The 13965-nt window shown below is 70.7% G+C and carries 14 protein-coding genes and 1 pseudogene; 10 read left to right on the forward strand and 5 right to left on the reverse strand.

The window, feature by feature from the left end:
* Positions 1–9: 9 nt before the first annotated feature.
* Positions 10–417: an Lrp/AsnC family transcriptional regulator gene (locus AC5JOC_RS09090; RefSeq protein ID WP_494246223.1), complete on the reverse strand. Its 408-nt coding sequence runs from the start codon at positions 415–417 to the stop codon at positions 10–12.
* Positions 404–697, reverse strand: a pseudogene (locus AC5JOC_RS09095) (hypothetical protein); the annotation flags it as partial. The pseudogene AC5JOC_RS09095 and the gene AC5JOC_RS09090, both read right to left, overlap by 14 nt.
* Between AC5JOC_RS09095 and AC5JOC_RS09100 the strand changes: the two are divergent.
* Positions 594–1262 carry a YitT family protein gene (locus AC5JOC_RS09100; protein WP_079704563.1) on the forward strand — a complete coding sequence of 223 codons (669 nt, stop codon included), beginning with the start codon at positions 594–596 and terminating at the stop codon, positions 1260–1262. The pseudogene AC5JOC_RS09095 and the gene AC5JOC_RS09100 sit on opposite strands and share 104 nt — an antisense overlap.
* A 93-nt stretch (positions 1263–1355) precedes the next feature.
* On the opposite strand, the gene AC5JOC_RS09105 is transcribed toward AC5JOC_RS09100, so the two are convergent.
* Both AC5JOC_RS09105 and AC5JOC_RS09110 read right to left on the reverse strand, forming a co-directional pair.
* Positions 1356–2582, reverse strand: a complete 1227-nt coding sequence (locus tag AC5JOC_RS09105; RefSeq protein WP_056009747.1) for a pyridoxal phosphate-dependent aminotransferase — start codon at positions 2580–2582, stop codon at positions 1356–1358.
* An 82-nt stretch (positions 2583–2664) separates the two neighbouring features.
* A complete protein-coding gene (locus AC5JOC_RS09110; protein WP_494246226.1) occupies positions 2665–3738 on the reverse strand; it encodes an ankyrin repeat domain-containing protein in 1074 nt (357 codons plus the stop codon).
* Positions 3739–3966: 228 nt separating this feature from the next.
* Here AC5JOC_RS09110 and AC5JOC_RS09115 point away from each other — a divergent pair, with 228 nt between their 5' ends.
* From AC5JOC_RS09115 to AC5JOC_RS09140, 6 genes are all read left to right on the forward strand, one after another.
* Positions 3967–4953, forward strand: coding sequence for a 3-oxoacyl-ACP synthase III (locus tag AC5JOC_RS09115; RefSeq protein ID WP_194718740.1), 987 nt, complete (start codon positions 3967–3969; stop codon positions 4951–4953).
* Positions 4947–6119 (forward strand): alpha/beta fold hydrolase, encoded by a 1173-nt coding sequence (locus tag AC5JOC_RS09120; protein WP_494246228.1) that lies wholly within the window; start codon positions 4947–4949, stop codon positions 6117–6119. Before AC5JOC_RS09115 ends, AC5JOC_RS09120 begins: the two co-directional genes overlap by 7 nt.
* On the forward strand, positions 6053–7630 hold the full coding sequence (locus AC5JOC_RS09125; protein ID WP_494246365.1) for an AMP-binding protein: 1578 nt from the start codon (positions 6053–6055) through the stop codon (positions 7628–7630). Before AC5JOC_RS09120 ends, AC5JOC_RS09125 begins: the two co-directional genes overlap by 67 nt.
* Complete coding sequence (locus AC5JOC_RS09130) at positions 7627–8595, forward strand: NAD-dependent epimerase/dehydratase family protein (RefSeq protein ID WP_426738626.1); 969 nt, start codon at positions 7627–7629, stop codon at positions 8593–8595. Before AC5JOC_RS09125 ends, AC5JOC_RS09130 begins: the two co-directional genes overlap by 4 nt.
* 83 nt (positions 8596–8678) lie before the next feature.
* Positions 8679–9953: an alpha/beta fold hydrolase gene (locus AC5JOC_RS09135; RefSeq protein ID WP_494246230.1), complete on the forward strand. Its 1275-nt coding sequence runs from the start codon at positions 8679–8681 to the stop codon at positions 9951–9953.
* Between the two features lie 57 nt (positions 9954–10010).
* Positions 10011–11138 (forward strand): epoxide hydrolase family protein, encoded by a 1128-nt coding sequence (locus tag AC5JOC_RS09140; protein WP_494246232.1) that lies wholly within the window; start codon positions 10011–10013, stop codon positions 11136–11138.
* Positions 11139–11158: 20 nt separating this feature from the next.
* On the opposite strand, the gene AC5JOC_RS09145 is transcribed toward AC5JOC_RS09140, so the two are convergent.
* Entirely contained in the window at positions 11159–11590 is a 432-nt protein-coding gene (locus AC5JOC_RS09145) for a MarR family winged helix-turn-helix transcriptional regulator (protein ID WP_494246366.1), read from the reverse strand.
* A 79-nt stretch (positions 11591–11669) separates the two neighbouring features.
* Between AC5JOC_RS09145 and AC5JOC_RS09150 the strand changes: the two genes are divergently transcribed.
* From AC5JOC_RS09150 to AC5JOC_RS09160, 3 genes are all read left to right on the forward strand, one after another.
* On the forward strand, positions 11670–12038 hold the full coding sequence (locus AC5JOC_RS09150; protein WP_494246234.1) for a VOC family protein: 369 nt from the start codon (positions 11670–11672) through the stop codon (positions 12036–12038).
* A gap of 34 nt (positions 12039–12072) precedes the next feature.
* Entirely contained in the window at positions 12073–12606 is a 534-nt protein-coding gene (locus tag AC5JOC_RS09155; RefSeq protein WP_192004167.1) for a P-loop NTPase family protein, read from the forward strand.
* A 143-nt stretch (positions 12607–12749) separates the two neighbouring features.
* A complete protein-coding gene (locus AC5JOC_RS09160; RefSeq protein WP_494246236.1) occupies positions 12750–13796 on the forward strand; it encodes an NAD(P)-dependent alcohol dehydrogenase in 1047 nt (348 codons plus the stop codon).
* The last annotated feature ends 169 nt before the right edge of the window (positions 13797–13965 follow it).

The following is a 13965-nucleotide window of genomic DNA, read 5'->3' on the forward strand; positions in this document are numbered from 1 at the left end:
CTGACGACCTCAGCGCGCTGACGGCTCCTCGGCGAGGCGGTCGAGGAGGCTCGACGATCGGTACGGGATGACCTCGATCAGGGAGACCTTGGTGTTCGTCCGGACCACGCCAGGGGCAGCGAGGAGGACGCCCGCGATGCGGTGCAGGTCCTCCGTGTCGTGTGCCACGACCTTCGCGAAGAGGTCGGCGTCGCCGGTGGTCGCGTGCACCTCGACGATCTCCGGGATCGACTCGAGGGCCGCATAGGCCTCGGTCGCGAGGTCCTGACGGATGGAGATCTCGATGAAGGCGGTGAGCGGGTAGCCCAGCGCCGACAGTCGGACCCGTCGGCTGGGGGCGGCCGAGTGCGCCGCTCGTCTCGAGTCGGCGCAGACGGGCGTGGACGGTGTTCCTCGCGACGCCGAGGGTGCGTGCAAGGGCGAGCGCCGTCATGGACGGGTCGTCGTCGAGCGCGGTCAGGATGCGCGCGTCGAGGTGGTCGATGGTCGCAGGATGAGGCATGTTGCTCACTCTCGGGCTGGGAATCGAGCACGATGACCACTGCACTCTACTCGTGTTGCGCAAGACGACGAGCTGACGCATCGTTGGCGGAATGAGCACCCAGCAGCCGAGCGCCGCGACGTCGAGCGCGCAGCAGGCTCCCTCCACACCTGCCCCGGCGCCGTCTCCAGTCCGACACGGGGCGGTCGAGGACATCCTCGGGCTGCTCGTCGGCGTCACGGTCGTGTCGTTCGGCCTCTTCATCCTGAAGGCCGGTTCGGCGGTGACCGGCGGGACGGCCGGCCTGTCGCTCCTCGTCAGCTACCTCGCGCCCGTGCCGTTCCCGGTGCTGTTCATCGCGATCAACCTGCCGTTCTTCCTGCTCGCGATCCGCGGCAAGGGCTGGGTGTTCACGCTGCGGAGCGGCGGCGCGATCGTGCTCGTGTCCGTCCTGTCCGGGGTGCACCCGCTGTTCCTGCCGGTCGGACACATCGACCCGTTCTACGCGGCCGTCGTCGGCAACGTGCTCTGCGGCGTCGGCATCCTGATCCTGTTCCGACACCGGGCGAGCCTCGGCGGGTTCAACATCGTCGCGCTCATCCTGCAGGACCGCTTCGGCATCCGTGCCGGCTACGTCCTCATGGCCGTCGACACCGTGGTGGTGCTCGTGTCGCTCGTCGCCGTGCCGCCGCTCAACGTGCTCGTCTCGGCGCTCGGTGCGGTCCTCCTGAACCTCATCCTCGCGCTCAACCACCGGCCGGGCCGCTACCTCGGCGTCTAGGGCAGGAGATCCGCCCGGCAGCAGGACATGCTCGAGCTCGGCAACGTCCTGCTGTGGTGCTGATCTCCTGTTGCGGTGCTGCTGCTCGCGCGCCTACTGCTTGTAGGACGACAGGAAGTTCCCGAGCCGCTCGATCGCGTCCGTCAGCACGCGCTCCTCGGGCAGGGTCACGACCCGCAGGTGGTCGGGGTCCGGCCAGTTGAAGCCCGTGCCCTGGACGAGCAGGATGTGCTCCGCCACGAGCAGATCGTGGACGAGCTGCTCGTCGTCGTGGATCTCGTGGACCTCGGGGTCGAGGCGCGGGAAGGCGTAGAGCGCACCCATGGGCTTGGTGCAGGAGACGCCCGGGATGGAGTTGAGGCCGGCCCAGGTGGCGTCGCGCTGCTCGAGCAGGCGACCACTCGGTGCGATGAGGGCGTCGATCGACTGCACGCCGGAGAGCGCCGCCTGCACCGCGTGCTGCGCGGGCACGTTCGGGCACAGGCGCGTGGACGCCAGGAGGGTGATGCCCTCGAGGAAGCCCCGCGCGTGGTCGCGGGGCCCCGTGATGACGAGCCAGCCGGACCGGTAGCCGGCGACGCGGTAGGTCTTCGACAGGCCGTTGAACGTGAGGCAGAGGAGGTCGGGGGCGACGGTCGCCATCGGGATGTGGACCGCGTCGTCGTACAGGATGCGGTCGTAGATCTCGTCGGCGAGCAGCAGCAGCCCGTGCTCGCGCGCGACGCCGGCGATCTGCTCCAGCACCTCGCGGGAGTACACCGCGCCCGTGGGGTTGTTCGGGTTGATGACGACGATCGCCTTGGTGTTCGGCGTGATCTTGGAGCGGATGTCCTCGATGTCGGGCGCCCAGTCCGCCTCCTCATCGCAGCGGTAGTGCACCGGCGTGCCACCCGCGAGGCTCGTCATCGCGGTCCACAGCGGGTAGTCGGGCGCGGGGATGAGGACCTCGTCGCCGTCGTCGAGCAGGGCCTGCATCGTCATCGTGATGAGCTCGGAGACGCCGTTGCCGAGGAACACCCACTCCGGATCGACCCGGGGGAACCCCTCCATCTCCTCGTAGCGGTAGGAGACGGCCTGACGCGCGGAGAGGATGCCGCGGCTGTCGCTGTACCCGTGGGAGTGGGGGAGCGCGGCGATCATGTCGCGCACGATCTGGTGCGGTGCCTCGAAGTCGAAGATCGCGGGGTTGCCGGTGTTGAGCTTCAGGATGCGGTGCCCGTCGGCCTCGAGACGCACGGCCTCGACGAGGGCCTTCCCCCGGATCTCATAGAGGACGCTTTTCAGCTTGGAGGACTGGTCGAGGGTGCGGCGGGTGGTCATCCCCACAGGCTACTGCGGGGATGTGAGCGCACGACAATGCCGATTCAGGGATCGCGGCTCCCGCGGTCGGTCGGCTCCGGTGTCAGACGGCAAGGGCCTCGAGGCGGGCGAGGAGCACCGGACGAGGAGGCCGCGCCGTGCGGACGACGTCGAGCGCGGTCCGGCCGTCGGTGAGGACGACGGCCGGGTCGAGGCCAGGCGCGGCGAGGAGCACGTCGTACAGCGGTTCGAGTCGGTTCTCGGGGAAGTTGCCCTGCCCGGCGAGTGCGGTCAGCGGGACACCGTTCGCCGGTGACGACGCGTTGACGTCGGCACCCGCGGTGATGAGTGCGCCGAGCACCCGGGCGTCCTGTTCGGCGTCCCGCGCGCCGGAGCGGTCGAGCGCGAGGTGGAGGACGCTGTCGCCCTCGGCGGTGCGCAGGGCGACGTCGGCACCGTCGGCCAGCAGCTGCGGGACGAACGTGGAGCGGACGGTGAGGTCGGGATTGCGCAGGACGGCGTGGAGCAGGCTGTCGCCGTTCTCGTCGACCGCGGACGCGAGGCCTGGGGTGTAGACGGCTCGGAGCTCGTCGAGGTTCTGCCAGGTCGCCGTGCGGGTCACCGCCTCGGTGGCGGGGGCGAGTCCGGCCGCATCCAGATACGCCGTCACCAGGTCGAACAGCTGCGGCCGCCGGAAGCGACTCGAGCGGGCCCGGTCGAGCACCGAGTGCCCGTGCGGGTCGGGCGCGAGGAGCTCGAGGCCCGGCTGGTCGAAGAACGCACGGTAGTAGGGTTCGAGCTCCGCTTCGGACAGCTTCGGGTGGTCGACCTCCTCCACCGGGCGGCGCTGGTGTCGTCCGGCGGGCCGGTTCACGTCGGCACCGGCGGCGATGAGGCGACGGACGAGCGGAGGGTCGACCTCGGGGTCCCGGGCGCGCTGCGCCAGCAGGACGTGCAGCAGCGTGTACCCCTCGTCGAGGACGACCGTCGCATCCGCCCCGTCGTCAAGGAGCCGCCCGGCGATGAACGCGCGCGTCGCCGGATCCTGGTTGGACATCGCCTCGGCCAACAGCGGCAGCCCGGTCGAATCGGTGTACGAGGGCCAGGTCTCGGGGTCGTAGGCCGCCTCGAAGTCCTCGATGCTCGCACGCTTCAACCAGTAGGGCCGGACCACCATCGTGACATCCTCCGATCGGGCGGCACCGGCGGAATGGGCCGCGCCCACCAGCCTAGGCGGACGCCCCGCGCGCTGTCCGGCTGGACGCCCGCTGTCAACGTCGGGGACACGATTCGTCCACGTTCAGGGTAGAGGAGTACCGTCAGACGCTGGCGGTCAAGACTGCCTGGTCAGAGGCACGGAGGAATCGTGACCGGAAACGCAACTACCCGATTCGACAATGTGGCCATGTTGTCGGTGGCGAGCACGCTGCCGTCCGCAGTGGTGACCTCGGTCGAGATCGAAGAGGGCCTCGCGGCCGCGATGAAACGCGCCCGCCTCCCGAAGGGCATCCTGCGACGCGTCGCCGGTGTGGTCGAGCGACGACACTGGGGCCCCGGTGAGAACTCGGATGACGCCACCGTGTCGGCCGGACGCCGTGCGCTGGCCGAGGCCGGCATCTCGCCGTCGCAGATCGGGCTCATGATCAACACCTCGGTCACGAGACAGCACCTCGAGCCCTCCGTCGCCGTGCGCATCCACGACGGCCTCGGCTTGCCGAGCTCGGCCATCAACTTCGACATCGCCAACGCCTGCCTCGGTTTCGTGACCGGTATGACGATGGCGGCCGCGATGATCGAGTCCGGACAGATCGAGTACGCGCTCATCGTCAACGGTGAGGACGCGAGCGAGGTCCACGCCAACACGATCGAGCGCCTGAGCGGCAGCACCATCGACCGCGACGACTTCATGAGCGAGTTCGCCTCCCTCACGCTCGGCTCCGGAGCGGCCGCCGCCGTCATCGGGCCGGCCGATCGTCACCCCGAGGGACACCGCATCCTCGGCGGGGTCACCCGCGCGGCGACGGAGTTCAACCACCTCTGCGTCGGCAGCGTCGACGGCATGTTCACGGACGCCCGAGCACTCCTCAAGGGTGGGCTCGACCTCGTCGTCTCCGCGTGGAAGGAGGCCGCCGGCGACTCGTGGCGGTGGTCGAAGATGGACCGCTACATCACCCACCAGGTGTCGTCCATCCACACGGACTCCATGGTGAAGGCCGCCTCGCTCGACCGCAGTCGCGTCCCGGTCACCTATCCCTACCTCGGCAACGTCGGGCCGGCCTCCATCCCGATCACCCTCGCCGACCAGCAGTCGACCCTGAACAAGGGCGACCGCGTCCTCCTCATGGGCGTCGGCTCGGGGTTGAACACCGGCCTCATGGAACTCGCGTGGTAGCGGGCACCGTCGCCGCGAACGTCGGTCTGCGGACCATGGGGGTGCGCGCCGCAGGTCTGCCCGGCCTGCCCGCCGCCTTCTCCCACCGCATCGACGTCCCCGGCCGCTTGGCCGACGCCGGCACCACGCGCAACTGGCACTACCTCGACACCGCCTCGGCGCTCGCCGAAGCCGGCGCGACACCGGTCGGCACCGTGCTCGCCGTCCACGGGAACCCGACGTGGTCGTACCTGTGGCGCTCGCTCGTCACGCAGTCGGTCGAGCAGGCGTCCTCCGGTGGCGACGCCTGGCGCGTCGTCGCGGTGGACCAGCTGGAGATGGGCTGGTCGGAGCGCACCGAGACCACCCGGACCCTCGAACAGCGGATCGCCGACCTCGCCGCCTTCACCGAGGCGCTCGGCATCACCGGTCCCGTCGTCACGCTCGGCCACGACTGGGGCGGCGTCATCTCCCTCGGCTGGGCGACGGAGCACCCGGAGGAGCTCGTCGGCTCGATGCTCCTCAACACCGCCGTGCACCACCCGGAGGGCACGGCGATCCCCGCGCCGCTGCGTCTCGCAGGCGCTCGAGGCATGCTCGGTGCCGGATCGGTCCAGACCACGGCGTTCCTCGACACGACGCTCTCCCTCGCGTCACCGCCGCTCGACCGCGACGTCCGCGACGCCTACCGGAGCCCGTACGGGTCGCCGGCCCGCCGTCGGGGGATCGGTGCGTTCGTCGCCGACATCCCCGCGACGCCCGACCACGTCAGCTTCCCGCGCCTCGAGCGCCTCGCCGACGACGTCGCCCAGCTCCGCGTCCCGGCCGTCATGCTCTGGGGCCCGCGCGATCCGATCTTCAGCGACCGCTACCTCGACGACCTCGCCGACCGCCTTCCGCACGCCGAGGTCCACCGCTTCGAGGGTGCCGGCCACCTCGTCATCGACGACGCCCCCGTCGCCGAATCGCTGCTCACCTGGCTCGGCGACCGCCTGCCGCAGGGTGCGGCCGTCGGAGACCGTGCCGACTGGCGTCCCGCCGAGGCGTCCGCGTCCGAGCAGCCGGCTTCGAGCCGCTGTGGCGTCGGCTCGACCAGCGTCGCACCGACGACGGCGACGCCATCGTCGAGCAGCGCGGGTCCGGAACCGCACGTCGCGTCAGCTGGCGGCAGCTCGACGACCGCGTGACCCGCCTGGCCGCCGGCCTGCACCGCATCGGTGTGCGACGGGGCGACCGCGTCTCGCTGCTCGTCACGCCTGGCGCCACGCTCACCGCCGTCATCTACGCCTGCCTGCGCATCGGCGCGGTCGTGGTCGTCGCCGACGCCGGTCTCGGCGTCAAGGGACTCCACCGAGCCGTGCGCGGTGCCTGGCCCGCCTACGTCATCGGTGAGACCAAGGGGCTCGCCGCAGCCCGGGCGCTCGGCTGGCCCGGCGTGAAGGTCTCAGCCGCCCGCCTCCCCGGCGCGACAGCAGCAGCGCTCGGCGTCTCGTACAGCCTCAAGGACCTGCTCGACACCCGCACGACGCCTGAGCTGCCCAGCGAACCCGGCCCGACCGACCTCGCGGCGATCCTGTACACCTCGGGATCGACCGGCCCGGCGAAGGGCGTGAAGTACACCCACGCCCAGCTGTCGTCGCTCCGCGACGTCCTCTCGGAGCACTTCGCGATCACCGCCGATTCGGGACTCGTCACCGGCTTCGCTCCGTTCGCCCTCCTCGGTCCGGCGCTCGGTGCCCGCTCCTCCACGCCGGAGATGGACATCTCCTCGCCACGCACGCTGACGGCCCGCGCTGTGGCGGCGGCCGTGGCGGAGACGGATGCCGACATCGTGTTCCTCTCGCCGGCCGCCATCCTGAACGTGGTCGCGACGGCCGACGCGCTCGACAGCGCGGACCGTCAGGCGCTCCAGGGCGTCAGGACCGTGCTCTCGACGGGCGCGCCCGTCAGTCGCCAGCTCCTCACGGCACTCGTGGGTGTCCTGCCCAACGCGTCCGCGCACGCGGTGTACGGCATGACCGAGTGCCTGCTCGTCGCGGACATCACCCTCGACACGCTGCCCGACGAGGACACCGAGCACACGGGTGTGTGCGTCGGGACGCCCATCGGCGGCGTCGACGTGCGCATCAGCCCACTCGACGAGGCCGGACGCGCCACGGGTGCGCCGACGCAGGACGCGGATCGCCTCGGCGAGGTCATCATCTCGGCGGAGCACCTCAAGTCGCAGTACGACCGGCTCTGGCTGACCGACCGGGCCGCTGTCCGCGACGTCGCCGATGACGGACGCTGGCACCGCACCGGCGATGTCGGGCATCTCGACGCCGACGGCCGCCTCTGGATCGAGGGCCGTCTGCCGCACGTGATCGCGACCCAGGACGGACCGATCGCTCCGGTCGGACCGGAGCAGGCGATCGAGACCGTGTCGCTCGTTCGCCGCGCCGCCGTCGTCGGCGTCGGCCCCGCGGGTCTCCGCCAGTGCGTCGCGATCGTCGAGACGACCACGGGTACGAAGCGGGTCCAGCTCGCTGAGGCGGAGCTCGCCGCGCAGGTGCGGGACGCTTCGACGCAGCCGCTCGTCGCGGTGTTCGTCGTACCCGAGCTGCCGACGGACATCCGCCACAACTCCAAGATCGACCGCACCCGCCTGTCGGTGTGGGCGGAAGGCATCCTGGCCGGTGAACGGCTGAGCACCCCGTGACGGTCCTCGTGACCGGCGCGAGCGGCATGCTCGGCCGCGAGGTCGCGTTGGAGCTGCTCCGCGCCGGCCACCACGTCCGCGTCCTGCAGCGCGGCCCGTCGGCGCTCGCCGATGTCGAGGAAGTGCGCGGGTCGATCACCGACGCGGCGGTCGTCGAGACGGCGATGGACGGTGTCGACGCCGTCGTCCACCTGGCCGCGAAGGTCTCGTTGGCGGGTGACCCGGCGGAGTTCGAGCGCGTCAACGTCGCCGGGGCCGAGGTCGTCCTCGACGCCGCCGAGACCGCGGGCGTCTCACGATTCGTCCACATCTCCTCGCCGTCCGTCGCGCACGGTGGCTCGGCGCTCGTGGGTGTCGGTGCGGAACCGGCCGACCCGGACGCAGCACGCGGGGAGTACGCGCGGACGAAGGCGAAGGGTGAGCTGCTCGCCCTCGAACGTGACCGTCGCGGGTTCGCGGTCGTCGTCGTGCGGCCGCACCTCGTCTGGGGTCCGGGCGACCCGCAGCTCGTCGAGCGCATCGTCGACCGCGCACGCCGCGGCCGGTTGCCGTTGCTCGACGACGGAACCGCCCTCATCGACAGCACGTACGTCGCGAACGCGGCGTCGGCGATCGCGGCGGCACTCGAGCATGCGGAGACGGCACACGGTCGTGCGTTCGTGGTGACGAACGGGGAGCCGCGTCCGGTCGGCGAGCTGCTCGCGGGCATCTGCCGTGCTGCCGGTGTGAAGCCGCCCGCCTTCAGTGTCCCCGCCGGCGTCGCCCGGGCCGCAGGTGGGCTCGTCGAGCGCCTGTGGAGCATCCGCCCCGGCGCCGATGAGCCGCCGATGACGCGCTTCCTCGCGGAACAGCTGTCGACCGCCCACTGGTTCGACCAGCGTCAGACCCGCGCGGCCTTGCACTGGACGCCGGCGGTCTCGATCGACGAGGGACTCGAACGCCTGGCGGAGCACTACCGCGCCTGACGCCTGGCCCGGGTGAGCCTGCGCCGTCATCGGCTCACCGACCGGCATCGCGCTCGTCCACTCCACGGTCTACCGTGTGAGTCATGACCCCGCGACGCGACTCCGAGACCGGAGGCGCGGGCGACGGCGCACCGGGCGATCACCCGTCGAGGCCCCGTCACCGGGTGATCGGCCGGATCGTGGGCGTCGCGGCGTTGGTCGCGTTCATCGTGGCGGCACCAGCCGTCGCGCGGCTGCTCGACTTCGGCGTGCGTGTGGGGGAGGGGGCGGCGGTCGAGTCCTCGGTGGAGGGCTTCTACGGTTCCGCCACGCCCACACCGTCGTCGACCGCAGCGCTTCCAGGGACGATCGTGCGGAGCGAGTCCGTCGTCGGCGCGCCGGACGGTGCCACGGCGCTGCGGGTCGTCTACCACTCGACCGATGTCGACGGCGCCGACATCCTCGTCTCCGGCCTGATCGTCGCACCGAGTGAACCGGCGTCGGCCGGGACTCGAACGGTCGTGTCCTGGGCGCACCCGACGACCGGCACCGCACCGCACTGTGCTCCATCGAGCGGTATCGCACCGTTCGCGCTCATCGAGGGACTCACCGACCTCCTCGCGGACGGCAACGTCGTCGTCGCCACCGACTACGCGGGGATGGGGATCCCCGGCCCGGCGTCGTTCCTCATCGGAGCGACCGAGGCGGCGAACGTCCTCGACATCGCCCGCGCCGCGCAGCACGTCGAGGGCATCGGCGCGAGCGACCGCGTCGTGCTGTGGGGGCACTCGCAGGGCGGACACGCGGCCTTGTTCGCGGCACAGCGTGCCTCAACCTACGCGCCCGAGCTCGACGTTCGGGGCGTCGCGGTCGCGGCTCCGGCGAGCGATCTGGCAGCCCTCCTCCAGGACGACATCCGCGACGTCTCCGGCGTCACGATCGGGGCCTACGCCTTCAACGCCTACGCGGAGGCCTACGCCGATCGGCTGCCGACGGACCCGCTGAGCACCATCCTCTCCCCGGCCGCAGTGACGGCCGTGCCCGCGATGGCGAAGCTGTGTCTCCTCGGCGAGAACAAACAGTTGCACGACATCGCCGACCCGATGATCGGCTCGTTCTTGACGGCGGACCCGGCGACGGCTCCCGTGTGGAGCGACCTCCTGCAGGAGAACACTCCGACCGAGCGGATCACCGTGCCGCTGTTCGTCGCACAGGGGTCGAAGGACACGCTCATCCGGCCTACCGTGACCGCCGCTTACGTCGCCGCGCAGGAGCAGGCCGGCGCGACGGTCAGCTCACACGTCTACCCCGACGCCGATCACGCCACCGTCGCCCTCACGGCCCTCGCCGACCTCCGGGCCTGGATGCGCACACTGTGATGCGCTAGCGGATCCGGTTCGCCTCCCCTGTCGGTCGTCTGCCCTAGCGTCGAGCGCATGCGTTCGTTCCGGATCCAGGTGCCCGATGCCGACCTCGAGGACCTGCGGCGGCGACTCGACACGGTTCGCCTCCCCGCCGCGATCGGTGACGCCGGCGAGGAGAGCGCCCTCTCGCTCGACCGGTTGCGGGCGCTCGTCGACCACTGGCGGGACGGCTTCGACTGGCGGCGCATCGAACGGGAGCTGCAGGAGGTGCCGCAGTTCGAGGCGGAGGTCGACGGCCAGCGGCTGCATGTCGCGCGGCTACCGGCGCCGGACGGCGTCACGGTGACGGTCCCGGTGATCGCGTTCCACGGCTGGCCGTACTCCTTCGTCGAGATGCTGCCGCTGGCGAGGGAACTCGCAGGACGCACGGTCGACCTCGGCGACGGCCGGACACTCGGCTTCGAGGTCGTCGTCCCCTCGCTGCCCGGGTACGGGTTCTCGGCGCCTCTCGTGGACCGGCCGTTCACCGGCCCGGTGGTCGCCGAACTCATGCACGCACTCATGACCGAGGTGCTGGGGCGCGCGAGCTACCTCACCTACGGCGAGGACGTCGGGTCGACGACGAGCGACTGGCTCGCGGCCCTGTATCCCGAATCGGTCATCGGCCAGTTCGCGACGCACGCCGCCTTCCCATCTGCGTCCCGAGCGCGCGACCTCACCGCCGAGGAGCAGGACTGGCTCGACCGACACGACCAGGAGTGGGCTCGCGGTCTCGCCTACGCCCGGGTGCAGGCCACCAGGCCCGAGATCCTCGCGACGGCCCTCAACGACTCGCCGGTGGGCCTCGCCGCGTGGATCGTGGAGAAGCTCCTCGCGTGGGCGGGCGAGGGGGACTGGTGGACCGACGACGAGCTGCTGACCACGGTCTCGCTGTACTGGTTCACGCAGAGCGTCGGGTCATCGTTCCGGCCGTATCGCGACCACCCGAAGCAGCCTGAACTCCCACTGATCGAGGTGCCCGTGGCCGTCGCCGTGCAGACGGGCGAACGCGGACTCCCGCGCTCCTACGCGGCGCGGACGTACACCGACATCCGGAGCTGGGAGGAGCTGGACCGCGGTGCGCACTTCACGGCCTGGCAGGTGCCGGACGTGGTGGCGGACCGGATCGAGGCGTTCGCCGTGACCCTGCTCGAGGACTGACCGGCCGAGGAGGCGGGCCGTCAGGCGTCGGCGTCGCGAAGTGAGCGGATCATGCTGCGCAGGATGCCGAGCGCCGCCTGCTGCTCGTCCGCGGTCAGGTCGCTCAGCATCCGCACCTCGACCGTTCGCACCGCGGCGGTCGCCTGCGCGAGGTGCTCGCGACCGAGCGGCGTCAGCTGCGTGGGCAGGGCCTTCCCAACGGGTGCCTGGTCAGGACGGCTGACGAAGCCGTCGCGCTCGAGGGCCTGCAGGAGCACGTTCATGGACTGTCGGGTGACGAAGGCGCCGCGAGCCAGTTCCGAGTTCGACAGCCCGGGTCGCTGGGCGAGGAGTTCGAGGCAGGAGTAGTGCGTGATCGTCATGCCGAGTGGCCGCAGCACCGCCTCCATGGCTGAGCGGAGTGCGCTCGACGCCTCCTTCAGGAGGTACCCGAGCGAGGTGTCCAGTTCGATCCCGTCGTTGACTCATGTCAGTATTCTGACATAGGCTGAGTGTGTCAGATAACTGACACAAGAGAAATGGACGCACATCATGCCCGTCACCGGACCCGACTTCATCTCCCTCCAGGTCACCGACCTCGACGCCTCGCAGGCCTTCTACGAGCAGTACCTCGGCCTCGTCCGCTCGCAGGCCGGCCCGCCGCACGCGGTCGTCTTCGAGACGACGCCGACCGCCTTCGCGCTGCGCGACATCGTCCCCGGGACCGACCTCGCCTCGGTGAACCAGCCCGGGATCGGAGCGGCGATCTGGCTGCACGCCACCGACGTCCAGGAGATCCACGACGCCCTCGTCGCCGACGGCCACACGATCGTCTCGGCGCCGATCGACGGCCCGTTCGGTCGCACCTTCACCTTCGCCGACCCCGACGGCTACCAGCTGACCCTCCACGACCGCGCCTGAGCTCGTTCAGTGCCCGACGCGTCAGAATGGACGGATGCGACGATCGAGAGTGCACGTGATGGGCGCCAGTGGTAGTGGCGTGACGACGCTCGGGCGGGCGCTCGCCGACCACTGGTCCGTCCCGCACGCCGACGCCGACGACTACTTCTGGGTGCCGACGGACCCGCCCTACGTCACCAAGCGTTCTGACGCGGAGCGGGTGCGGCTCATGCGCGAGCTGTTCGTGCCGCGCGAGGCGTGGGTCCTGTCGGGCTCGATGCCCGGCTGGGGCGACGAGATCGTCGCCGAGTGCGACGCGATCGTCTTCGTGACCCTCGACCCGGCGGAGCGGCTGCGGCGTCTGGAGGCCCGAGAGATCGAGCGGCGGGCCGGCGAACCGCACGACGACCGCGCGTGGCGGGAGTTCCGTGAGTGGGCGAGCGGCTACGACGACCCCGCGTTCGACGGCCGGAGTCGGGCGTCGCACGAGGCCTGGCTCGCGACCCTGCCGCAGCCGGTCCTCCAGGTCGACAGCGGGCTGTCGCGAGCTGAGCTCCTCGAGGTCGTCCTGGCCTGGGAACCGCGCTGACGGGTGTCGGTGCCAGAGCGCTGTCAACGGGGTGCCGGCCGCCGGATCGAGGCGCATACTGGAACGGTCAGACTTATCTGACACACGTCGCTTAGTGAGCGACTGCGGCGTGCGGTTCCGACGCTCGAGGAGGATGTCTCACCATGAAGGCACTGCGGTACACGAAGATCGGCTCGGCCCCCGAGGTCGTCGAGATCGAGAAGCCGACACCGGGGCCGGGTGAGATCCTGCTGAAGGTCACCGCCGCCGGTGTCTGCCACTCCGACGACTACGTCATGAGCCTCCCCGAGGAGGACTACCTCGCGCAGCAGTACCCGCTGCCGCTCACGCTCGGTCACGAGGGTGCCGGTGTCATCGAGTCGTTCGGTGAGGGTGTCGAGACCGGCCTGCAGATCGGTGACGCGGTCGCCGTCTACGGACCGTGGGGCTGTGGTCACTGCCTCAACTGCTCCCAGGGCAAGGAGAACTACTGCACGAACGCCGCCGCCGAGGGCATCCGTCCTCCCGGGCTCGGCGCGCAGGGTTCCATGGCCGAGTACATGATCGTCGACGACGTCCGCCACCTCGTGCCGATCGGCGACCTCGACCCCGTGAAGAACGTGTCCCTCACCGATGCCGGCCTCACGCCGTACCACGCGATCAAGCGCAGCCTGCCGAAGCTCGGTGCCGGCACCTTCGCCGTCGTCATCGGTTCCGGTGGCCTCGGCCACGTCGGCATCCAGATGCTCAAGGCGCTCTCCGGTGCGACGGTCATCGTGCTCGACGTGAGCGACGAGAAGCTCGAGCTGGCGAAGCACGTCGGTGCCGACGTCACGCTCATCAGCGACGAGTCGGCGGCCGGCAAGATCCGCGAGCTGACCGGCGGGGTCGGTGTCGACGCGGTGTTCGACTTCGTCGGCGCGAACCCGACGATCGCCACGGCCACCGCGGTCGCCGCCATGGAGGCCGACGTGACGATCGTGGGCATCGGCGGCGGATCGGCGACCATCGGCTTCGGATCGATCGCCTACGACGCCGCCGTCCGCGTGCCGTACTGGGGTTCGCGGAGCGAGCTCATCGAGGTCTTCGAGCTCGCGAAGGCGGGCAAGGTCGACGTCGAGGTGCAGCCGTACTCGCTCGACGACGCCCCGAAGGCCTACGAGGACCTGCACGCGGGCACGATCCGCGGGCGTGCGGTCATCGTCCCGTAACCACGACTCCCGGAACCGGCGTCCGTCGCACTCGCGGCGGGCGCCGGTTCTGCGTTTTCAGTGCACCTCGGCGCAGGGTTCACACCCCGGAAACACTTTCGACACTGCATCGAAACTCCACCCACGCATACTTTCAATACAGTATCGAAATGAGTCGCGGCGAGGGCAG

This window comes from Plantibacter sp., from assembly GCF_059073635.1.

Coding starts and splice junctions, on each gene's coding strand:
- AC5JOC_RS09105 (WP_056009747.1), bottom strand. CDS start 2,582: ATGACCACCCGCCGCACCCTCGACCAGTCCTCCAAGCTGAAAAGCGTC.
- AC5JOC_RS09140 (WP_494246232.1), top strand. CDS start 10,011: ATGCGTTCGTTCCGGATCCAGGTGCCCGATGCCGACCTCGAGGACCTG.
- AC5JOC_RS09115 (WP_194718740.1), top strand. CDS start 3,967: ATGTTGTCGGTGGCGAGCACGCTGCCGTCCGCAGTGGTGACCTCGGTC.
- AC5JOC_RS09135 (WP_494246230.1), top strand. CDS start 8,679: ATGACCCCGCGACGCGACTCCGAGACCGGAGGCGCGGGCGACGGCGCA.
- AC5JOC_RS09155 (WP_192004167.1), top strand. CDS start 12,073: ATGCGACGATCGAGAGTGCACGTGATGGGCGCCAGTGGTAGTGGCGTG.
- AC5JOC_RS09150 (WP_494246234.1), top strand. CDS start 11,670: ATGCCCGTCACCGGACCCGACTTCATCTCCCTCCAGGTCACCGACCTC.
- AC5JOC_RS09100 (WP_079704563.1), top strand. CDS start 594: ATGAGCACCCAGCAGCCGAGCGCCGCGACGTCGAGCGCGCAGCAGGCT.
- AC5JOC_RS09110 (WP_494246226.1), bottom strand. CDS start 3,738: ATGGTGGTCCGGCCCTACTGGTTGAAGCGTGCGAGCATCGAGGACTTC.
- AC5JOC_RS09160 (WP_494246236.1), top strand. CDS start 12,750: ATGAAGGCACTGCGGTACACGAAGATCGGCTCGGCCCCCGAGGTCGTC.